A 20,907-nucleotide genomic window follows, 5' to 3' on the forward strand; every position below is an offset into this window, starting at 1 on the left:
CCACGCAAGGGCCGGTTCGGCGCCACCCCCGTGCAGCGCCGCGGGGTGTGGCATGCCGGCACGGCATGGCCGCCCCGGCCCTGGACGCGGCCGCCCTCCCGGCCCTGGACAGCACGGCGGCGGCACCCCTATTCTTGGCCACGAACAGTGCGCCCGTGCGCGGAGTCCCGGTCATGTACAGCAACGTCACGCGGTCGATCCGCGTCACCGTCAACCCGATCTTCCTCGAGGACCAGTCGGTGCCGGCGGAGAACCACTACGTCTGGGCCTACCACGTCCGCATCGAGAACGAGGGCAGCGAGACGGTGCAGTTGCGCACCCGCTACTGGCGGATCACCGACGGGCTGGGGCGGGTGCAGGAGGTGCGCGGGCCGGGCGTGGTCGGCGAGCAGCCGGTGCTGGAGCCGGGCGAGGCCTTCGAGTACACCAGCGGCACGCCGCTGGCGGCGCCGTCCGGCATCATGATGGGCGCCTACCAGATGGAGACGGAGGACGGCGAGACCTTCGACGTCACCATCCCGGCCTTCTCCCTGGACAGCCCGCACCAGTCCAAGCGCCTCAATTGACCGCGACCGCAGGCGCCGGTCCTTGACTTCGGGCGGCCGACCGCCGACGTGGGATGTTCGCTCCGGCCAACCGGCCGATGACCGCCCCCGGCCGGTGATCCGAAGGGGCACCCGGCGCCGTAACCCGTGAGACCCCGCGCGCCGCATCCATGAGGACCCGCACCGTGACCGTTCCCAAGCCCCCCCTCGCCGCCAACGTCGTCCGCGGCCCCGGCCACCCCCGCCGCGGCGGCGTCGCCATCGAACGTCCCACCCAGGCGGAGGCCGAGGAGGCGGTGCGCACGCTGATCCGCTGGGCCGGGGACGACCCCGGGCGCGAGGGGCTGCTCGGCACGCCGGACCGCGTGGCCCGCTCCTACCGCGAGTTCTTCGCGGGCTACGATGCCGATCCCGTCGAGATCCTGGAGCGCACCTTCGAGGAGACCGACGGCTACGACGAGATGGTCGTGCTGCGCGACATCCGCATGGAATCCTACTGCGAGCACCACATGGTGCCGATCATCGGCAAGGCCCACGTGGCCTATCTGCCGCGCCACCGGGTGGTCGGCATCTCCAAGCTGGCCCGGGTCGTGGAGATCTACGCCAAGCGCCTGCAGATCCAGGAGAAGCTGACGGCCCAGGTGGCCAACACCTTCGACGAGGTGCTGCAGCCCGACGGCGTCGCCGTGGTCATCGAGGCGCAGCACCAGTGCATGACCACCCGCGGCGTCCACAAGCCCGGGGTGACCATGGTGACCAGCCGCATGCTCGGCGCGTTCCGCACCGACCCGTCGACGCGGCGGGAGTTCCTGTCGATGATCGGCAACCCGGTCAACCGCACCGGCGAGTGAGGGCGCTCACGCCTCGCGGATGCCGTGCTGGCGGATCAGGTTGTAGAGGGTGGGCCGGCTGACCTCCAGCAGCCGGGCGGCGGCCGACAGGTTGCCGCTGGACTGGGTCAGGGCGTGCTCCACGGCGCGGCGCTCCGCCTGCTCGCGCACCGCGCGCAGCGGCACCGGCCGGGCGCGGCGGCGGCATTCGGCCTCCAGCTCGTGGCGGTGGAAGGCCCGGTCGACCAGCAGCGCCAGCTCGCGCAGGCCGCCGCCGCCGCGGACGACGTCGTGGGCGCCGGCGGCCACCGCCTGCACGGCGGCGCTGCGCGGCTGGCGCCCGTCGTCCAGCATCACCACCTTGGTGGCCGGCGATGCCGCCAGCAGGTCGTCGAGCACGGCCAGCCCGTCGACCGGGCCGCACGGCGCCGGGCGCCCGTCCGCGCCCGCCGGCGGCGGGATGTGGAAGGCCACCAGCGCGACCGGCGGCCGATGGGCGCGGGCCACCCGCCGGGCGTTCTCCCGGTCGGCCGTGCTGACGATGCGCCACGACGCCAGGGCGCCGACCAGCCGGCCGCCGAGATCGGCGTCGTCGTCCACGAGTAGCAGCGTGCGCGCCACCTGGCAGCCCTCCATGTCGGGTTCGGGGACCGGCGCCGGCGGACGCCGGCGGCGGGTACGGACGCCCCGAAACATCGCCACGACGGTCCATCCTGTCCAACGCGCGTTGGCATGAGCGGCGCCGCATTTTGGACGGATTCCAGGAACCGAAAGGGGTGCACCACCCAGCGTCGCACCACCGCATCGGAGGGGCGACGGGCGCGGCCGGGCCGCCTCGCCCGGGCCGCCGGACGGCCGCCGTCCGGTCGAACGGCGCTCCGCCGTCAGGTCGAACGGCGCTCCGCCGCGAAGAGCGCGTCGAGGCCGGCGCGGTAGTCGGGGTGGCGTGGCGCCCACCCCAGCGCGCGCTTGATGCGGTCGTTGCGCACCCGCTTGTTGTCGGCCCAGAAGCTGGCCGCCATGGGCGACAGGCCGGCCTCCCCGATGGGCACCAGCGGCGGCGGCGGAAGGCCGAGCAGGTGGCAGGCGTAGGCCACCACCTCGGGCTGCGGGCAGGGGTGATCGTCGCACACGTTGTAGACGGACCCGGGCCGGGGCCGGGCCATCGAGGCTTCCAGCGCGTCCACCGCGTCCTCCACATGGATGCGGCTGAACATCTGGCCGGGCTTGTCGATGCGCCGGGCGGTGCCGTCGCGCGCCTGGTCCAGCGCGCTGCGGCCGGGGCCGTAGATGCCGGGCAGGCGGAAGACGTGCGCCGGCACGCCGCGCTGGCGGTAGAGGTGCAGCCAGCCGCGCTCCGCCTCGACGCGGCGGCGCTGGCGCTCGCCGGTCGGCCGCAGCCAGTCCCCCTCCCCCACCCAGGCGCCGCCGCGGTCGCCGTAGACCCCGGTGGTGGAGAGGTACCCGGCCCATTCCAGGCCGGCGAGGTCGCCGATCGCCGCGGCGTGGTGGGCCAGCGCCGAATCGCCGTCCTCGCCGGGCGGCGCGGAGTCGAGGAGATGGGTGGTGCCGGCCAGGGCGGCGGCCGCGTCGGCCAGGGGCGCGTCGCCGGCGAAGCGGTGCGCGACGATGCCGCGGGCGGCCAGCGCGTCGCACGAGGCCTGGGTGCGCCCTGTCCCGGCGACCGCCCAGCCCCGCGCCAGGGCGCGCGCCGCCAGCACCGACGCGGTGTAGCCCAGGCCGAAGACGAACAGGCGGGGTCGGGTCATGGGCGGGCCATCCTCACTGTCGCGCCCCCGCGCATCGCGCTTGCATCGGCGGGCCGCGATGGCGGAGTGTAGTCGTGCCATGCATCGACGCAAACCCCTCCCGTTCCTCGCCCTTTCCGCCCTCGCCCTCGCCCTTTCCGCCGCCCTGGCGCCGCCATCCGCGGCCGCCCAGGAGGACGGGCGCCTGGCCGCCTGTCTGGCCCTGGCCGAAACCGCGCCCGACGCGGCCATCGAACAGGCGCGCCTGTGGGGGGAGCGTGGCGGCGCCGGGGCCGCCCGCCTCTGCCGCGCCATGGGCCTGTTCCACCGCGGCGCCTTCGCCGAGGCCGCCGCCGGGCTGGAGGCGCTGGTGCCGGAGCTGGCCGCCGAGGACGACGCCGCGGCCGCGTCCCTGCTGGGCCGGGCCGGCTGGGCCTGGCTGCGCGCCGGCGACGCGACGCGCGCCGAGGCCGCCTACGGCCGGGCGCTGCGGCGCACCCCGGACGACGCCGACCTGTTGATCGACCGCGCCTTCGCCCGCGCCGAGGCGGAGCGGTTCTGGGACGCCATCGACGACCTCGACGCCGCCATCGCCCGGGCGCCGGAGCGCGCCGACGCCTGGCTGTACCGCGCCGCCGCCCATCGGGCGCTGTCCCACCTCGCCCAGGCGCTCGACGACGTGGCGCGGGCGCTGGAGCTGCGCCCCGGCGACCCCGACACGGTGCTGCTGCGCGGCAACCTGAAGGCCCTGTCCGGCGATCTGGCCGGTGCCCGCGCCGACTGGGAGCTGGTCGGCGACCTCGCCGGGGACGGCGGTTCCGCCGCCGCCGCCGCCGCGGTCAACCTGGAGCGCACCGCCGCCCCGCCGTCACCGGGCGCCACGCCCGCCGCGGCTCCCACGGCGGCTCCCACGGCGGCTCCCACCGGGACTCCCTCCGGACGCGGCGCGCTGCGCTGACCCGTCGGGCGCCGGCGCGCCGGTGCGGTGGAGGCGCAGGAGCACGGCCGCCACGGCGAGGACGGCGAGGTTGAGGACGAAGGTGTGGTCACGAGACGTCGCGCGACCCATGCCGGCCCTCCCGCTGCACCGTCACGGCCGACCAACCGCACCCCGGCCGGGCCGGTCCGTTCGGGCCGGAGTCGCGCTTGCCTCCTTGCCCCGGCGGGGGCGGATGTGCCAAACCATAGGCATTGGGCTCGCGTTGGCTTTCGGCCCCCCAGATGTAGCGTGCGATGGGTGTGGATTCGCTGTTTTCCCTGAACGCCCCCGAGGGCGACGCGGCGCTGCGGGCGCTGCGCTCGGTGTTCGGCTACGAATCGTTCCGCGGGCCGCAGGGCGAGATCATCCGCCATGTCGTGGCCGGCGGCGACGCGCTGGTGCTGATGCCGACCGGCGGCGGCAAGTCCCTGTGCTACCAGATCCCCGCCCTGGTGCGGCCGGGCGTGACGGTGGTGGTGTCGCCGCTGATCGCCCTGATGCGCGACCAGGTCACGGCGCTGCGCCAGCTCGGCGTGCGGGCCGCCTTCCTCAACTCCTCCCTGGAGCTGGCCGAGGCACGCGAGGTGGAGCGGGCCATGACGCGGGGCGAGCTCGACCTGGTCTACGTGGCCCCGGAGCGGCTGGTGACGCCGCGCTTCCTCGACCTGCTGGAGCGCACCGAACTGGCCCTGTTCGCGCTCGACGAGGCCCATTGCGTCAGCCAGTGGGGCCATGATTTCCGGCCGGAGTACCTGCAGCTCTCGATCCTGCATGAGCGCCACCCCGCGGTGCCGCGGATCGCGCTGACCGCCACCGCCGACGCCCAGACCCGCGCCGAGATCGCCGAGAAGCTGGGGCTGACCGAGGCCCGCGTCTTCGTCTCCTCGTTCGACCGCCCCAACATCACCTACCGCGTGGTGCCCAAGGCCAGCGAGCGCCAGCAGCTCCTGGGCTTCCTGCGCGACCACCATCCCGAGGACGCCGGCATCGTCTACTGCATGTCGCGCGCCAAGGTGGAGGACGTGGCGCAGTGGCTGTCGGCCCAGGGCCGCGAGGCCCTGCCCTACCACGCCGGCCTGCCGCCGGCGGTGCGCGAGGCCAACCAGGACCGCTTCCTCAAGAGCGAGGGCATGGTGATGGTGGCCACCGTCGCCTTCGGCATGGGCATCGACAAACCCAACGTCCGTTTCGTGGCCCATCTCGACCCGCCCAAAAGCCTGGAGGCCTACTACCAGGAGACCGGGCGCGCCGGCCGCGACGGGCTGCCGGCCAACGCCTGGATGGTCTACGGCATGGCCGACGTGGTGATGCTGCGCCAGATGCTGGAGCAGTCGGAGGCCGGCGACGCCCACCGCCGGGTCGAGCGGCGCAAGCTGGAGGCGCTGCTCGGCTTCTGCGAGACGGCACAGTGCCGCCGCCGGGTGCTGCTCAACTATTTCGGCGAGGCGCGGGCGGAGCCCTGCGGCAACTGCGACAGCTGCCTGGAGCCGATGGAGACCTGGGACGGCACGGTGGCCGCCCAGAAGGCGCTGGCCGCCGTCTACCGCACCGGCCAGCGCTACGGCGCCGGGCACCTCATCGACGTGCTGCGCGGCAACGCCACGGACAAGGTGGTGCAGCAGCAGCACGACCGGCTGAAGACCTTCGGCGTCGGCCAGGACCTGTCCAAGACGGAGTGGCAGTCGGTGTTCCGCCAGCTCGTCGCCGCCGGCTTCCTGACCGTCGACGTGGAGGGGTACGGGGGGTTCCGCCTCACCGACGCCGGCGTGCCCGTGGCCAAGGGGCAGCAGGCGGTGCACCTGCGCAAGGACCCGGTGCGGGAGACGCGGCGCGGGGTGCGCGACTCCCTGCGGCGCGGCGCCGGGGCCGGCGGGGGCGGGAGCGGCGGCCGCGAGAGCGGCCGCGGCCCGCTGTCGCCGGCCGACGACGCGCTGTGGCACGCCCTGCGCGCCTGCCGGCTGGAGCTGGCGCGCGAGCAGGGCGTTCCGCCCTACGTCATCTTCCACGACAGCACGCTGCTGGAGATGGTGGCGGGCCGCCCGCTCGACCGCCACGCCTTCGCCCGCCTGCCCGGCGTCGGCGCCCGCAAGCTCGACCTCTACGCCGACAGCTTCCTGGAGGTCATCCACCGGCACGCCTGAGGGCACCGGAAGGCGCCCCGGCGAAACCGGGCGCGCCTGTGCGGCGCGCCCTTGGCAGGACCGTCCTGGCCGGTGGCCTACTTCCAGCCGGCGCGGTCCATGACCTTCAGCGCCTCCGCGTTGTTCTTCCCGTAGACGGCGGCGTTGAGCTCGTCCTCCTTGAAGGGACCCCAGGCGGCCACCACCGGCGCGACCTCGGCACCGGCGACGATGGGGTACTCGTAGTTCAGCTCGGTGAAGATCGTCTGGGCCTCGGGGGTCACCAGATACTCCAGGAACCGGACCGCCGCGTCGCGGTGCGGCGCGTTCTTGATGACGCCGCCGCCCGACACGTTGACGTGGGTGCCGCGCCCGTCCTGGTTGGGGAAGATGACGCCCAGCTTCGACACCACCGCACGGTCCTCGGGCTTGTCCGACGCGGCCAGGCGGGCGAAGTAGTAGCTGTTGGAGACGGCCACGTCGCCTTCGCCGGCGGCCACCGAGCGGATCTGGTCGGTGTCGCCGCCCTGGGGCTTGCGCGCCATGTTCCCGACCACCGCCTTGGCCCACTCCTCCGTCCATTCCGCGCCGTGGGTGGCGATCAGCGAGCCCACCAGCGACTGGTTGTAGACGTTGGTGGAGGAGCGCACCAGCAGGCGGTCGTCCCATTTCGGGTCGGCCAGGTCCTCGTAGCTCCTCAGCTCCGACGGCTCGACGGCGACCTTGTTGTAGACGAGGATGCGCGCGCGCTTGGACAGGCCGAACCAGTGGCCGTCGGGCTCGCGCAGGTGGGCGGGGATCGCCTCTTCCAGGATCTTCGAGTCGACGGGCTGGAGGATGCCCGCTTCCTGGGCGCGCCACAGACGACCGGCGTCGACGGTGATGAGAACGTCGGCGGGGCTGTTGCCGCTCTCGCTCTTCAACCGCTCGATCAGCTCGTCGTCCTTGCCTTCGATGAGGTTGACCTTGATCCCGGTCGCCTTCTCGAAGTTGTCGTACAGGGCCTTGTCGACGTCGTAGTGCCGCGCGGAATAGACGTTGACCACCTTGTCCTGAGCGTGGCCGGGACCGGCTGCCAGCGCGACCGCGCCGAACGTCGCGGCACCGAGCGCGGCGGCCATCAGGCCGAGCGTCTTGTTTCGCATCCCTTTGATCCCCTGCTTGCGGTCGTTCCCGTCTTTGCGAATTGTTCGCATGGGCACCTTGGCGACCGCACCCCGGGGTGTCAAGCGCGATTGAAAACCGTTCGCATGCACGCGCCGGTCCGCCCCGCCGCATCCCCCTGTTGCCGAAGTGGCGCAGCGCTGTGGCAACCGTTCGGTCAATTCTCCGGTTTGAACCGTAGTGGATTGGTTCTCATACGGCTTCGCCTAAAATGCCGCGGACGTGAGGGGCGTTTTTTCCGCAACACTGTGCTTGCGCCCGCCCGTTCGAAAGATATCATGCGGGCGGGGTTAGCCCGAATGGATCGCAAAGGACCGCACCGATGCGCTGGACGCTTGTACTGACGTTGCTCGCCGGGCTCATGTCCGCCATCACCATGACGCCCGCCAGCGCCGTCGACCTCGCCAAGTCCAGCGCCGACTTCGGGCCGGAGGGGGCCTGGGCCAACTACTGCGAGGTGGACCGCATGACGGACGCCAAGACGTGCCGTCTGCTGATCTACCGCCTGTTCGACGAGGGACGCGAGGTCGGGTTCGTGGCGCTGAGCGTCATCCCCACCGGAACCGACTACCACCTGTTCCTGACCACCAGCCAAGGGCTGATCGAGAGCTGCGCGATTCGCATCGACCGCCAGCCGCGCATCGAGACGCACATCGCCACGATCAACATGTGCATGTTCCCGAACTTCGTCTCGGGCCGCATCGCCGACCAGTTCCGCAACGGCTCGACGGTTCTGGTGCGCGTCAACTTCCTGCGCGCCGGCAAGCGCGACATCGACTTCCCGCTCAACGGCTTCAGCCGCAATTTCGAAGAGATGCAGCGCAGCCTGCAGTAGCGGCGCGCGGCGTCGCGACCCAATCCCCCCGACGAAACGACTCCCCCGAAGAAACGACTCCCCCCGACGAAACGGCGATCCACGGCATGGCCGATTCGGCGGTCCCGCCGCCAGCGCCCTTGCCAGTGCCCCCGCCAGACCGTCCGGCCCGCGGTGTTGGCCCGGACGCCGGCCGGTGGGCCGGTCAGGCGCGGCGGCGCACCGGCCGCCCGGGCAGCGCGCGGTCGTCCTCGTCGAACAGCTCGGCCAGCTTGTTCATCATGGTGCCGCCGAGTTGCTCGGCGTCGACGATGGTCACCGCGCGCCGGTAGTAGCGGGTGACGTCGTGGCCGATGCCGATGGCCACCAGCTCGACCGGCGAGCGGTTCTCGATGTGCTCGATGACCAGGCGCAGGTGGCGCTCCAGGTAGTTGCCGGAGTTCACCGACAGCGTCGAGTCGTCGACCGGGGCGCCGTCGGAGATCACCATCAGGATGCGCCGCTGCTCCGGCCGGGCCATCAGGCGGTCGTGCGCCCACAGCAGCGCCTCCCCGTCAATGTTCTCCTTCAGGATGCCCTCGCGCAGCATCAGCCCGAGGTTGCGGCGGGCACGGCGCCAGGGCTGGTCGGCCGCCTTGAAGACGATGTGCCGCAGGTCGTTGAGACGGCCGGGGTTGGCCGGCTTGCCCTGCTGCAGCCACAGCTCGCGGCCCTGCCCCCCCTTCCAGGCGCGGGTGGTGAAGCCCAGCACCTCCACCTTGACGGCGCAGCGCTCCAGGGTGCGGGCCAGGATGTCGGCGCTGATGGCGGCGATGGAGATCGGGCGGCCCCGCATCGAGCCGGAGTTGTCGATCAGCAGCGACACCACGGTGTCGCGGAAATCGGTCTCCTTCTCCCGCTTGTAGGACAGCGGCAGCACGGGGTTGACGACGATGCGCGACAGCCGGGCGGCGTCGAGCATCCCGTCCTCCAGGTCGAACTCCCAGGCGCGGGTCTGCTTGGCCAGCAGCCGGCGCTGCAGGCGGTTCGCCAGACGCGAGATCACCCCCTGCAGGTGCTGGAGCTGCTGGTCCAGCATCAGGCGCAGCCGGGCCATCTCGTCGGGGTCGCACAGATCAGCCGCGTCGACCGTCTCGTCGAACTGGGTGGTGAAGGCCCTGTAGGCGTTCGGGTCGGGATCGTTGCGGCGGTTGTGGTCGGGGCGCCACGGCACGCCAGGGCCGGCCGGCTCCTCCGCCCCCTCGCCCTCGCCAAGGTCGCCCTCGCCGTCCTCGCCGCCCTCGTCGGCGCCGTCGCCCGAACCGCTGTCCTGCATCTCCGCCGAGGCGAGCTGGTCACCGGGGTTGGACACCTCGTCCTCGCCGCGGGTCTGGCCCTCGTTGGCCGGCTGCTCGTTGTCCTCCGATTCCTGCTGGTCCTGCTCCTCCTGCTCGGGCTCGGTCTCCGGCTCCTCACCCACCTCCATGTCGAGTTCGGACAACAGCGAGCGCACGGTGCGCGCGTAGGCGTCCTGATCGGCCATGGCATCGCCGAGGGCGCCGAGGTCGTGGCCCAGCTTCTCGCGGATCCACGGCCGCCAGAGGTCGACGGCGTGGCGCGCCGAGGCCGGGGGTGGGGCGCCGGTCATCGCCTCCCGGGCCACCAGGCGCAGGACCTCGGCCAGCGGCGCCTGCTCGCGCTCGACCACCTTGTCGAAGCCCTGCTTGCGGTAGCGCTCCTCCAGCGCGGCGGCGAGGTTGCTGGCCACCCCGGCCATCGCCCGCGCCCCCAGGGCCTCGCAGCGCGCCTGCTCCATGGCGTCGAAGGCGGCGCGGGCGGTGTCGCCCAGCGGCATGCGGTGGGCGTGGACGGCGCCGTCGTGGAAGCGCAGGCGCAGCGCCACGGCGTCGGCCGCGCCGCGCAGCGTGGCCACGTCGTGCGGGTTGAGATCGCGGGCCGGCACCGGCACGCGCACCCGGGTGCCGATGACCCCCGGCGGCTCCTGGGAGAAGCCCACCTGCACGTCCTCGCGCCCGGCCATCGTCCGGACGGTGGCGATGGTGGAACGCTTGAAGACCTCGATGGGGGATTCGCGATCGGACATCGGACGCAACTCGGCTCAGGAACGGGAAGGCAGCGGGGCGGCCCCGGCGGCACGGGCGCGGCCGGCCACCGCCGCCGCCCCGGCCGCCCGGGTGGCCGTCCGGGTCACACCAGGTTGACCGTCACGCCGGTTTCCGGCAGCTCGGTGCCGAAGCAGCGCTGGTAGTATTCCGCCACGGTCGGCCGCTCGACCTCGTCGCACTTGTTGAGGAAGGTGATGCGGAAGGCGAAGGCGACATCGCCGAAGATGTTCGCGTTTTCCGCCCAGGTGATCACCGTGCGCGGGCTCATCACCGTGGAGATGTCGCCGTTGACGAAGCCCTGGCGGGTCATGTCGGCCAGGCGGACCATGGCGCTCACCGTGTCGCGCCGCTCGGGCGTGTCGTAGTTCGCGACCTTGGCCAGGACGATCTCCACCTCCTCGCGGTGCGGCAGGTAGTTCAGGGTGGCGACCACGTTCCAGCGGTCCATCTGGCCCTGGTTGATCTGCTGCGTGCCGTGGTAGAGCCCGGTGGTGTCACCCAGGCCCACGGTGTTGGCGGTGGAGAACAGGCGGAAGGCGGGGTGCGGCCGGATCACCCGGTTCTGGTCCAGCAGCGTCAGCTTGCCCTCGACCTCCAGCACCCGCTGGATCACGAACATCACGTCGGGGCGGCCGGCGTCGTACTCGTCGAACACCAGGGCACAGGCGTGCTGCAGGGCCCAGGGAAGGATGCCCTCGCGGTACTCCGTCACCTGCAACCCGTCGCGAAGGACGATGGCGTCCTTGCCCATCAGGTCGATGCGGCTGATGTGGCTGTCCAGGTTGACGCGGATGCACGGCCAGTTCAGGCGGGCGGCCACCTGCTCGATGTGGGTCGACTTGCCGGTGCCGTGGTAGCCTTGCACCATCACCCGGCGGTTGAAGGCGAACCCGGCAAGAATGGCCAGCGTCGTTTCGCGGTCGAAACGGTAGGCGTCGTCGAGATCCGGAACATGGTCGTTGCGCTGGCTGAACGCCGGCACCTGCATGTCGGAATCGATGCCGAAGGTCTGGCGCACCGACACGGTGATGTCCGGCACGTGGTCGAACAGGGCCGAGGTGGCCTGTGTAGCTCCTTGGGATGGCATGAGGCGATCTTGTTCGTTGCAGCGAGTGGGGTCCGGTTCCGCGCCGCCGGCGACGCACCGGCCGCGACCGTCAGGGCCTAGACACCATAACAGCCTTTCAGCGTGTTGTAGGCCTGATTGATCACTTTCAGCTTTTCTTCCGCATCGCGGTTGCCGCCGTTGGCGTCGGGATGGTGGATCTTCACCAGTTCGCGGTAGCGCGCCTTGATCCGCACGAAATCGACCGGCGGCGCCAGGTCCAGCACGACCAGCGCGTCCTCCTCCGGGGTGCGCGCGGCGGCCCGGCGCGATGCCTGCTCGTCGCCGGGGCCGCGGCCGGTCTCGCCGCCGAAGGTGAAGCCGAAGCCATGGGTGGCGCGCTCGCGCAGGAACTTCTCCTGCGCCTGCCAGTAGCCGAGCGGCCAGCTCGGCCGCTGCCAGGTGGTGTCGCGCCGGGTTTCCGCCTCGATCTGCTCCGACGTCATGCCGGCGTAGTAATCCCACGAGGCGTTGTAGGCGCGGACATGGGCGAGGCAGAACCAGAAATACTCGTTCAGCCGGTCCCGCCCCTTGGGCGCACGGTGCTCACCTTCCGCGGTGCAGCCGGGGTGTTCGCACATCCGAAGGGCCGGATGGCGCGGTTCCTCGTACAAGCGAGCGGACGATCGTGCGCGGTTGCGTTGCATCGGGAAAGTATGGGGAGATGGGCCGCTGCTGGCAAGCACGCGGGCCGCGCCGGGCCTGGGTTCCGCGCACATATCGGCCTTGACAGCGGACCCGCCGCCGCCCCACGTCTCGGGGCCACGCCCCCTTGCGAGGACCACCCCGATGATCTACGCCGAACGCATCCGCCGGAAGCTGACCGAAGGCCTGGCGCCGACCCGTCTGGAGGTGGTCGACGAGTCCGGCCGCCACGCCGGCCATGCCGGCGCCCGCCCCGAGGGCGAGACGCACTTCAACGTCACCGTGGTGTCCAGCGCCTTCGATGGCAAGTCGCGGGTCGACCGGCAGCGCATGGTCTACGCGCTTCTGACGGACGAGCTGGCCGAGCGCGTCCACGCCCTGGCGCTCACCACCGCGACCCCGGCCGAGGTGGCCTGACCGGGGACCGGGGCGAGCCGGCCGGCGGGCCCGCATACGAATGCATGCAACCATCGCGCGATAGAGTCGATCCGCGACCGCGGTGAGCATGCAACATGGGTTGCAATTCGCGACGCATTCAGTACATTGCGGGTTATACAACCGACGTCGCCCCCGGCCCGGCCCCGTTCCGCCGGCCGGCGCCGAGCGGAGAAAGGGCAGCCCATGGCGAAGCGAGGGCCGAAGCGCAGGTCCGTGACTGCTCTGGGGGTGGAACCCCTGCGCAGCCAGAACGTGATGGTGAGGGGCCACCGGACCAGCATGCGGCTCGAGCCGTCCATGTGGGACGCGCTTGAGGAGATCGCACGGCGCGAAGCGCATGGCGTCAACGACCTGTGCACCCGCATCAAGGACCGCATCGACGAGCAGGCCCGCCAGCGCGGCCTGGCGCCCGAGGACAGCGACGTGACCCTCACCTCGGCCGTGCGGGTCTTCATCGCCGCCTATTTCCGCCGGGCCTGCACCGAGGACGGCCATTCGCGGGCGCGCCACGGCGAGGGCGACCCGTTCACCGGAACGCCCTTCGACCTCGACAAAGCGGACGACGACGAACCGCCGCCGGGCGGCGGCGCGGCGCGCCCCCTGCCCGACGGGGGCGAAGGCGGCCTGGGCGGGGCGCGCAAGCCGGAGACGACCGGGGCCGGCATCCACCGCCTGTGAGGGGCCGGGGCCAGCACCCCCGGGGGGGGCAGCCGCGGCGGCGGCGGGATCAGTCCGCCGCGTCGACCGCGCGCGGCCCGGTGTAGTGGGCCGGCCAGCGCTGGCGCGCCACCTCGCCGTCGCTGGCGAACATGTGGCACATGTTGAGCAGCACCGGGCGCGTGTGCCCCGGCTCCGCCGGCCGCCCCTCGGTCGCCGCCTGCCGCGCCCGCTCCCGGCTGAGGATGGGATAGATGGTCTGGAAGGCGGTGGTGCCGAGCGGCCCCAACAGCTCCACCAGGTGCGTGCAGCCGTGCACCCCGCCCAGGCGCTCGCGCACCGCGCGGGTCCAGCCCGCGGCGATGGAGAGGCCGACCAGCTTCTGGAAGGCGTCGACGATGCGGCCGCAGCCGTGGTACGGGCTCTTGTCGGTGACCGCCTCGACGGCCCGCACGGTGAGACTGTCGTCCACCGTCAGGCGCAGCCACATCTCGTGGATCGGGTCGCCCGGCTCCAGACGGCCCCGCTCCTCGGTGGTGAAGGCGTAGGCCTTGACGTCGGTGAGGTGGCCCTCGATGTCCCACAGCCCGTCGGCGCGCCGGTACCCGTTGAGGGTCAGGGTCCGGGTGTGGATGGGCTCGCGCTCGGCCGGGTCGGTGAGGGGCATGTCCGTGGCTTCGGTTGCTGCAATGCACAGCGAATATCGGGGCATGCCGGCCGCCGGTCAAGCCGGCGGCCGCGCGCGACCGACCGCGGTCAGGACGCCTGGACGGAGAAATGCGAGCCGAAGAAGAACGCCTCGCGCTCCTTGATCTCCTCTTCCAGGTTGTGGCGGACCTCGCTGTAGAGGTCGCGCACCGAGACGATGCCGACCACCGTGCCGCCGTCCACCACCGGCAGGTGGCGGTAGCGGTGGCGCTCCATCAGGTCCAGCGCCTCGCTGGCCGGCGCGTCGGGACCCAGCGTGTCGGGGTCGGCGGTCATCACCGCCGACAGCGGCGTTGTGGCGATGTCGCGGCCGGCGGCGGCGACCCGCACGGTGAGATCGCGTTCGGTGAAGATCCCCTTGAGCGTGGTCCCCTCGGTGACCAGGACCGCGGCGATCCGGTTCTTGGCCATCCGCTGCACGGCCTCGGCGACCGTGGCGCCGGGGGGCAGGCAGACCAGCGTCTGGTTCTTGATGACATCGGGGATGAGCTTGCGCTGCGGCATCGGTCGTTCCTCGCGTCCCTGTTGATGAAAGGCGTCCGTTATCAACCGACGATCCCCGTCGGCGTCCGGACGCTCGCATTCACTGTGCGGGATGCGGGGCGCTCGTTCAAGTCGCCTGCGGCGGCGCCGGCGGCGAGGGCGGCGACGGGGCCGGCGCGGCCGCTGATGGGGCCGGCGGGGACGGCGCAGGGCCGGCCGCCGGCCCCCCCGCAGGCGCCCCCGCCGGCGCCGGCATCGCCGCCGCGGCCGGGGCCGGCTTGACGAAGGGCCGCCGCAGCTCCGGCGGCGGCACCACCCGCAGCACCGTGATCTGGTGGCGGTGGCGGCGCAGGATCTCGAAGCGGAAGCCGTAGAAGGTGAAGACCTGGCCGACCTCCGGGATGCGCCGCGCCTCGTTCAGCACCAGGCCGGCGATGGTCGAGGCCTTGTCGTCGGGCAGCCGCCATTCGAACTGCCGGTTGAGGTCGCGCAGGGTCACCCAGCCGTCGACGATGTAGGCCCCGTTGGGCTGGGGGCGCACGCCGGCCACCTGGGCGTCGAGCTCGTCGGAGATGTCGCCGACGATCTCCTCCAGGATGTCCTCCAGGGTCACGACCCCCATCAGGCTTCCGTACTCGTCGACCACCAGGGCGAAGTGCTCGCGGCGCTGGCGGAAGGCCTGGAGCTGGTCGAACAGCGTGGTGGTGTCGGGGATGAACCAGGGCCGGGCGGCGATCAGCGCCACGTCCAGGTCCTCCAGGTTGGCGCCGCGCGCCCGCACCTCGCGCAGCAGCGCCTTGGCGTGCAGGACGCCGACGATGTTGTCGGTCTCGTCCTTCCACAGGGGCAGGCGGGTGAACGGGCTGCCCAGCACCTCGTCGGCGATCTGCGCCGGCGGCTGGCCGGCGTCGATCATCACGACGTTGCGGCGGTGGGTCATGATCTCCGACACCTCGACCTCCGCCAGGTCGAGGATGGAGCGCAGCATGGCCCGCTCGTGCCGGACCTCCTCGTCCTCCTGCTCCTCGGACTCCTCGCCTCGGTGCAGCTCGATGGCGCCGCGCAGTTCCTCGGCGGAGCTGCCCACCGAGATCTGCTGGATGTCGGCGCCGAACAGGCGGAAGATCTGCGCCACCACCCAGCCCACCGCCGCCGTCACCGGGCCGAACAGCCAGACCACCGCGGCGATCGGCCGGGCCACCGCCAGCGCCGACCGGTCGGCGTGGTTGAGCGAGTAGGTCTTGGGCATGACCTCGGAGAAGACGACCACCAGCACCGTCATGCCCAGCGTGGCGTAAGCCACGCCGCGATCGCCGAACACGCCGATCAGCACGCTCGTCGCCAGGGCCGACGCCAGGATGTTGACCATGTTGTTGCCGAGCAGGATGGCGCCGATCACCCGCTCCTTGCGCTCGCGCAGCCGGTTCACCAGGCGCGCACGGACGCTGCCCTCCTGCTCGAGCTGGTGCATGCGCGGGCGCGACGCCGCGGTGAGCGCCGTTTCCGCGCCGGAGAAGAACGCCGACATCATCAAAAGCACGACGACGGCGCCGAGTGACAACCACAAGGTCAGGTCCATGGAGGCAAACCCACTGGGCTAGCGGCGGACGGCGTCGTCCAGGAGGGCGCGCACCGCATCGGCCGGCACGTCGCGCTGGGTGAAGGCCGCGCCGATGGCGCGGGTCAGGACAAAGGTGATGCGGCCATCCTTGACCTTCTTGTCCTTGGCCATGTGGCCGATCAGCTCGTCGACGTCCCAGGCCACGCCGGACACCTCGGCCGGCGACACCGGCAGCCCGACGGCGGCGAGGTGGCGGCGCGCCCGCCCGGCGTCGGCCTCCGGGCACAGGCCCAGGCGCACCGACAGGTCGAAGGCCAGCACCATGCCGATGGCCACCGCCTCGCCGTGCAGCAGCCGCCCGCCGAAGCCGGTGGCCGCCTCCAGGGCGTGGCCGAAGGTGTGGCCGAGGTTGAGCAGCGCCCGCTCGCCGCTTTCGCGCTCGTCGGCGCCGACGATCGCGGCCTTGGCGCGGCAGCTCACCGTCACGGCGTGGCGGCGGGCGTCGGCGTCGCCGTCGACCACGCGCCCGCCGTTCTCCTCCAGCCAGGCGAAGAAGTCGGGCTGGCGGATCAGCCCGTACTTGGCCACCTCGGCATAGCCGGCCAGCACCTCGCGCCTGGGCAGGGTGTCCAGGGTCGCGGTGTCGGCGATCACCAGGCGCGGCTGGTGGAAGGCGCCCACCAGGTTCTTGCCGTGGCGCGTGTTCACGCCGGTCTTGCCGCCGACCGAGCTGTCGACCTGCGACAGCAGGGTCGTCGGCACCTGGATGAAGTCGATGCCGCGCAGGGCGATGGCGGCGGCGAAGCCGGTGATGTCGCCGACGACCCCGCCGCCCAGCGCGACCAGCACGGCGGCGCGCTCGATGCGGCGGCCCAGAACGGCGTCCATCAGCCGTTCCAGATGGGCGAAGTCCTTGGTCTTCTCGCCGGCCGGCAGGACCACGGCCTCGGCCGGGACCAGGCCCGCCGCCTCCAGGGCGCGGTTCAAGGTGGCGAGGTGCAGCGCCGCCACGGTCTCGTCGGTGACGACGATGGGCGCCCGGCCGCCGGTCACGGCGGCGATCGGCGCACCGGCCCCGGCAAGGATGCCGTCACCCACCAGGATGTCGTAGCTGCGGGGGCCGAGGTCGACCCGCACGGTGTCGGTCATCGCTGTGTCTCCTGCTGCGCGCCCGGCCCCAGCGCGAGGCCGAAATGGTCCTCCAGCGCCTCCAGGACCCGGTCGACGGTGTGCTCGGGCGGGTGCTCGTCGCTGACCACGCTCAGATCCGCCTCGGCGTACACGGGATAGCGCACCGCGATCAGGCGTTCCAGGGTCTCGCGCGGGTTCCCCTGCTTGAGGAGCGGCCGGTTGCCGCGCCGCGCCGTGCGCGCCAGCAGCACGTCGAGGTCGGCCTTGAGCCACACCGACACCGCCCGCTCGCGCACCAGGGCACGGGTCAGCGGGTCCATGAAGGCGCCGCCGCCGGTGGCCAGGATGTGCACCGGCGTCTCGGCCAGCAACCGGGCGATGACCTTGCGCTCGCCGATGCGGAACGCCGGTTCGCCGTCGCGGACGAAGATCTCCTCGATGCTGCAGCCCGCCGCCTTCTCGATCTCGGTGTCCGCGTCGCGGAACGGCAGGCCCAGCCGCGCCGCCAGCCGGCGGCCGATGGCGCTCTTCCCGGCCCCCATCAGGCCGACCAGAACCACCGTACGCGGCAGGGCCGGCAGGGCCGGCGGCGCATGCGGACGGCCGGTGTCGGCGGGCGGGGATCGGTCGGTCTTGGGCACTCGGGTCTCCTGGTCGCGCACGGGTCCCGGCGGGCCGCTGTTGCGTCGCGGGAACCGCTCGGGATAAGGTGGTTACTCCATACGGGCGTCGGTTGGCCGCCGGAGTCGCGGTCGTCAGTGCGTCTTAGCACGAAGCGCGTCCTTGTCCCATCCCGTACGGATTGTCGCCGTGGCACGTTCCCGCTATCGCTCCTCGTCCTACAACTCCTCGGGTCACATGAGCCGCATGGTCTCGGTCCTGGTCGTCCTCCTGCTGATCGTCCTGGGCGGCGGCATGGCGCTTCTCGCCACCTGGGAACTGCCCGCCCCGTCGCAGACGGTGGAAAGGGTCATTCCGGATGAGCGCTTCCCGCGCTGACGCCGGCCGCCCGCCGGCGCCGGGCTGAGGGGGCGCCGCGCCATGGCCCGCCGGGGCAGACCCTGCAAGCCGCGCCCGCTGGCCCGCTCGCCGCACGTCGACGCGTTCCTCGACATGCTGCTGGCCGAGCGCGGCGCCGCCACCAACACGCGCGACGCCTACGGCCGCGACCTCGCCGACGTGGCGCTGTGGCTGGCGCAGCGGGGCGCCGTGCTGGAGGACGCCTCCAGCGACGACCTGCGCGACTACCTCGACCACCTCGTGCGCTCCGGCGTGGCGCCGGCCCCGCGCACGGTGGCGCGCCGGCTGTCGGCCCTGCGCCAGTTCTTCCGCTTCCTGGTGTCGGAGGGACGGCGCGCCGACGACCCGTCGTCGGCCCTGGACAGCCCGCGCCAGGGCCGCCCGCTGCCCAAGATCCTGTCCGAGGCCGAGGTGCTGGCGTTGATCGAGACGGCGCGCCGGCGCGGCGGGGCGGAGGGGATGCGCCTGGTGGCGCTCCTGGAGATCCTCTACGCCACCGGGCTGCGGGTGTCGGAGCTGGTCGGGCTGCCGCTGGCCGGGCTGCTGCGCGACGGCCGCGGCCTGATCGTGCGCGGCAAGGGCGGCAAGGAGCGGATGGTGCCGCTGTCGGAGCCGGCCAGCGCCGCCATCGCCGCCTACCTGCCGCTGCGCCCCGCCTTTCTGGTGGGCGGGCGCGAGGGCCGCCAGGCCGGCTTCCTGTTCCCCTCGCGCAGCTCCGCCGACGGGCACCTGACGCGCCAGCGCTTCGCCCAGCTCCTCAAGGACCTGACGGTGGCGGCCGGGATCGACCCCGACAAGGTCAGCCCCCACGTGCTGCGCCACGCCTTCGCCACCCATCTGCTGGACCGCGGCGCCGACCTGCGCTCGGTCCAGAAGATGCTGGGCCACGCCGACATCGCCACGACCCAGATCTACACCCACGTGGTGTCCGACCGGCTGCGCCGGGTGGTGGTGGAGAACCATCCCCTGGCCGGCGCGGCCATGGCCCTGGCCGGGACGGCCGAGCCCGGAGCCGGGACGGCCGAGCCCGGAGCCGGGACGGCCGACCCCGGGGCCGTGTCGGCCGAGCCCGGGGCCGTGTCGGCCGCGCCCGGGGCCGTGTCGGCCGAGACCAAGGTCGACGCCCCGTAGCCCCGGGCGGGCGCGGCACAGCGCGCCTTGGGCGACCCTCACGCCTGTGCTATACCCCCGGTTGGAATGGGGCCGCGCCGCGGGCGAAGGACCGATGAACCGAGGGGAACACGCGATGGCGACCATCATCTCCGGTCTGGAGGTCCTGGGGCCCGTGACGCCGGGACCGGACGGCGTGGTGACGCCGGACGCCCTGGCCCTCCTGGCCGAGCTGGAGGGGCGCTTCGGGCCCGAGCGCCAGCGCCTGCTGGCGGTCCGCGAGACCCGCCAGGCCCGCATCGGGGCCGGGGCGCGGCCCGACGTCCTGCCGGAGACGCGGGCGGTCCGCGAGGCCGCCTGGAGCGCCGCCCCGCCGCCCCGCGACCTGCAGGACCGCCGGGTCGAGATCGCCGCCCCGCCGGCTGAGCGCGCAGCGTTCGTCGCGGCGCTCACCTCCGGCGCCGCCGTCGTCACCGCCGATTTCGAGGACGCGACCGCGCCGACCTGGGCCAACCTGCTGGAGGGCCAGGCCACCCTGCGCGACGCCGTGCGCGGGACCCTCGCGCACAGCGACCCCGACGGCGGCCGGGCTCACGCCGCCGGCGGCCACGCCGCCGTGCTCCAGGTGCGCCCGCGCGGCTGGCACCTGCCGGAGCGCCACGTCCTCATGGAGGGCGAACCGGTGTCCGCCGCCCTGTTCGACACCGCCCTGTTCCTCGCCCACAACGCCCGGGCGCTGATCGAGCGGGGCAGCGGCCCCTATCTCTGCCTGCCCAAGCTGGAAAGCCATTTCGAGGCGCGGCTGTGGAACGAGGCGCTGACGGTGGCCGAGGAGTACCTCGGCCTGCCCCACGGCGCCGTCCGGGTCACCGTGATGGTGGAGACGATCCACGCCGCCCTGGAGCTGGACGAGATCGTCTACGAACTGCGCGGGCGCTGCGCCGGTCTCGCCTGCGGGCCCTGGGACCACATCCTCAGCGTCGCCAGGGCGTTGCGCGACGACCCCGCCTTCGCCCTGCCCGACCGCGCGGCGTTGACCGCGGCGTGCCCGCTGGTGGCGGCGCAGGGACGGCTGGCGGTGGCCATCGGGCACCGCCGCGGCCTGCCGGTGATCGGCGGGATGGCCACGGCCCTGCCGGTCCCCTACGACACCGCCGCCAACGACGCCGCCCTCGCCGAGGTGCGCGCCGCGGCGGAGCGCGCGGTCGCCGCCGGCCAGGACGGCATGCGGGTCGCACACCCCGCCCTGGTGGAGGTCGCGCGGTCGGTGTTCGACACCCGCCCGCCCGCCGGCCCCGCCGCCAGCCCCGGGCCGGACGGCGCGGCGGTCGCGGCGGCCGGCCTTCTCGACCCGCCGCCGGGTCCGAGGAGCGAGGCCGGGCTGCGCCGCAACGTCGCCGTCGGCCTCGCCTATGTCGAGGCGTGGCTGAGCGGCACCGGCTGGGTGCACCTGTTCGACCGGGTCGAGGACGCGGCCACCGCCGACGTCGCGCGCACCCTGCTGTGGCAGTGGCAGCGCCACGGCGCGGCGCTGGACGACGGCCGCACGGTGACCGCCGACCTGATCCACCGCACCATCGCCGAGGAGCTGGCGGCGGCGCGCCAGCGCGTCGGCGCCGAGGCCTTCGCCGCCGGCCTCTGGGAAGAGGCCGCCCGCCTGTTCGGCGACGTGGCCACCGCGGACGCGTTCGTGCCGTTCCTGACCCTGCCGCTCTACGACCGGCTGGTCGACCGGGGGGCGTGA

The 20,907-nt window shown here is 73.0% G+C and carries 21 protein-coding genes; 10 read left to right on the top strand and 11 right to left on the bottom strand.

Features of this window, described 5'->3' with window-relative positions; all coding sequences use genetic code 11:
* Positions 1 to 173 precede the first annotated feature (173 nt).
* Positions 174 to 566: a Co2+/Mg2+ efflux facilitator ApaG/CorD gene (gene apaG / locus AC6H2I_RS12785; RefSeq protein WP_497501023.1), complete on the top strand. Its 393-nt coding sequence runs from the start codon at positions 174 to 176 to the stop codon at positions 564 to 566.
* Between the two features lie 239 nt (positions 567 to 805).
* Entirely contained in the window at positions 806 to 1,396 is a 591-nt protein-coding gene (gene folE, locus AC6H2I_RS12790) for a GTP cyclohydrolase I FolE (RefSeq protein ID WP_497501081.1), read from the top strand.
* Between the two features lie 6 nt (positions 1,397 to 1,402).
* Here folE and AC6H2I_RS12795 read toward each other — a convergent pair whose 3' ends face one another.
* Both AC6H2I_RS12795 and AC6H2I_RS12800 read right to left on the bottom strand, forming a co-directional pair.
* Complete coding sequence (locus AC6H2I_RS12795; protein WP_497501024.1) at positions 1,403 to 2,011, bottom strand: helix-turn-helix domain-containing protein; 609 nt, start codon at positions 2,009 to 2,011, stop codon at positions 1,403 to 1,405.
* Positions 2,012 to 2,259: 248 nt separating this feature from the next.
* The gene (locus AC6H2I_RS12800) at positions 2,260 to 3,144 is read right to left on the bottom strand and encodes a Rossmann-fold NAD(P)-binding domain-containing protein (RefSeq protein WP_497501025.1); all 885 of its coding nucleotides are present in this window, start codon (positions 3,142 to 3,144) and stop codon (positions 2,260 to 2,262) included.
* Between the two features lie 79 nt (positions 3,145 to 3,223).
* Between AC6H2I_RS12800 and AC6H2I_RS12805 the strand changes: the two genes are divergently transcribed.
* Together AC6H2I_RS12805 and recQ are read left to right on the top strand one after the other, a co-directional pair.
* The gene (locus AC6H2I_RS12805; RefSeq protein WP_497501026.1) at positions 3,224 to 4,081 is read left to right on the top strand and encodes a hypothetical protein; all 858 of its coding nucleotides are present in this window, start codon (positions 3,224 to 3,226) and stop codon (positions 4,079 to 4,081) included.
* Between the two features lie 275 nt (positions 4,082 to 4,356).
* Positions 4,357 to 6,243, top strand: a complete 1,887-nt coding sequence (gene recQ, locus AC6H2I_RS12810; protein ID WP_497501027.1) for a DNA helicase RecQ — start codon at positions 4,357 to 4,359, stop codon at positions 6,241 to 6,243.
* A 77-nt stretch (positions 6,244 to 6,320) separates the two neighbouring features.
* Here recQ and AC6H2I_RS12815 read toward each other — a convergent pair whose 3' ends face one another.
* Positions 6,321 to 7,367 carry a Fe(3+) ABC transporter substrate-binding protein gene (locus tag AC6H2I_RS12815; protein WP_497501028.1) on the bottom strand — a complete coding sequence of 349 codons (1,047 nt, stop codon included), beginning with the start codon at positions 7,365 to 7,367 and terminating at the stop codon, positions 6,321 to 6,323.
* 341 nt (positions 7,368 to 7,708) lie between these two features.
* Between AC6H2I_RS12815 and AC6H2I_RS12820 the strand changes: the two genes are divergently transcribed.
* Positions 7,709 to 8,221, top strand: a complete 513-nt coding sequence (locus tag AC6H2I_RS12820) for an invasion associated locus B family protein (protein WP_497501029.1) — start codon at positions 7,709 to 7,711, stop codon at positions 8,219 to 8,221.
* 184 nt (positions 8,222 to 8,405) lie between these two features.
* Here AC6H2I_RS12820 and cobT read toward each other — a convergent pair whose 3' ends face one another.
* The 3 genes from cobT to AC6H2I_RS12835 form a co-directional block, all read right to left on the bottom strand.
* Positions 8,406 to 10,283: a cobaltochelatase subunit CobT gene (gene cobT, locus AC6H2I_RS12825; RefSeq protein ID WP_497501030.1), complete on the bottom strand. Its 1,878-nt coding sequence runs from the start codon at positions 10,281 to 10,283 to the stop codon at positions 8,406 to 8,408.
* Between the two features lie 104 nt (positions 10,284 to 10,387).
* Complete coding sequence (gene cobS / locus AC6H2I_RS12830) at positions 10,388 to 11,392, bottom strand: cobaltochelatase subunit CobS (protein WP_497501031.1); 1,005 nt, start codon at positions 11,390 to 11,392, stop codon at positions 10,388 to 10,390.
* 77 nt (positions 11,393 to 11,469) lie between these two features.
* Positions 11,470 to 11,991, bottom strand: a complete 522-nt coding sequence (locus AC6H2I_RS12835) for a J domain-containing protein (RefSeq protein WP_497501032.1) — start codon at positions 11,989 to 11,991, stop codon at positions 11,470 to 11,472.
* A gap of 208 nt (positions 11,992 to 12,199) precedes the next feature.
* On the opposite strand from AC6H2I_RS12835, the gene AC6H2I_RS12840 reads away from it, so the two are divergent.
* On the top strand, positions 12,200 to 12,472 hold the full coding sequence (locus AC6H2I_RS12840; RefSeq protein WP_497501033.1) for a BolA family protein: 273 nt from the start codon (positions 12,200 to 12,202) through the stop codon (positions 12,470 to 12,472).
* A gap of 234 nt (positions 12,473 to 12,706) precedes the next feature.
* Complete coding sequence (locus AC6H2I_RS12845; RefSeq protein ID WP_497501034.1) at positions 12,707 to 13,171, top strand: ribbon-helix-helix domain-containing protein; 465 nt, start codon at positions 12,707 to 12,709, stop codon at positions 13,169 to 13,171.
* A gap of 49 nt (positions 13,172 to 13,220) precedes the next feature.
* On the opposite strand, the gene AC6H2I_RS12850 is transcribed toward AC6H2I_RS12845, so the two are convergent.
* From AC6H2I_RS12850 to AC6H2I_RS12870, 5 genes are all read right to left on the bottom strand, one after another.
* On the bottom strand, positions 13,221 to 13,817 hold the full coding sequence (locus tag AC6H2I_RS12850) for a DUF2889 domain-containing protein (RefSeq protein WP_497501035.1): 597 nt from the start codon (positions 13,815 to 13,817) through the stop codon (positions 13,221 to 13,223).
* Between the two features lie 89 nt (positions 13,818 to 13,906).
* Positions 13,907 to 14,362, bottom strand: coding sequence for a CBS domain-containing protein (locus AC6H2I_RS12855; RefSeq protein ID WP_497501036.1), 456 nt, complete (start codon positions 14,360 to 14,362; stop codon positions 13,907 to 13,909).
* A 106-nt stretch (positions 14,363 to 14,468) separates the two neighbouring features.
* The gene (locus AC6H2I_RS12860; protein WP_497501037.1) at positions 14,469 to 15,920 is read right to left on the bottom strand and encodes an HlyC/CorC family transporter; all 1,452 of its coding nucleotides are present in this window, start codon (positions 15,918 to 15,920) and stop codon (positions 14,469 to 14,471) included.
* A gap of 18 nt (positions 15,921 to 15,938) precedes the next feature.
* Positions 15,939 to 17,051 (bottom strand): 3-dehydroquinate synthase, encoded by a 1,113-nt coding sequence (gene aroB, locus AC6H2I_RS12865; protein WP_497501038.1) that lies wholly within the window; start codon positions 17,049 to 17,051, stop codon positions 15,939 to 15,941.
* Entirely contained in the window at positions 17,048 to 17,575 is a 528-nt protein-coding gene (locus AC6H2I_RS12870; RefSeq protein WP_497501083.1) for a shikimate kinase, read from the bottom strand. Before AC6H2I_RS12870 ends, aroB begins: the two co-directional genes overlap by 4 nt.
* Before the next feature lie 268 nt (positions 17,576 to 17,843).
* On the opposite strand from AC6H2I_RS12870, the gene AC6H2I_RS12875 reads away from it, so the two are divergent.
* From AC6H2I_RS12875 to AC6H2I_RS12885, 3 genes are all read left to right on the top strand, one after another.
* Positions 17,844 to 18,032, top strand: a complete 189-nt coding sequence (locus AC6H2I_RS12875; protein WP_497501039.1) for a hypothetical protein — start codon at positions 17,844 to 17,846, stop codon at positions 18,030 to 18,032.
* A gap of 42 nt (positions 18,033 to 18,074) precedes the next feature.
* Positions 18,075 to 19,184, top strand: a complete 1,110-nt coding sequence (locus AC6H2I_RS12880; RefSeq protein WP_497501040.1) for a site-specific tyrosine recombinase XerD — start codon at positions 18,075 to 18,077, stop codon at positions 19,182 to 19,184.
* A gap of 115 nt (positions 19,185 to 19,299) precedes the next feature.
* Positions 19,300 to 20,907, top strand: coding sequence for a malate synthase (locus tag AC6H2I_RS12885; RefSeq protein ID WP_497501041.1), 1,608 nt, complete (start codon positions 19,300 to 19,302; stop codon positions 20,905 to 20,907).

This window comes from Azospirillum sp. NS33, from assembly GCF_059703765.1.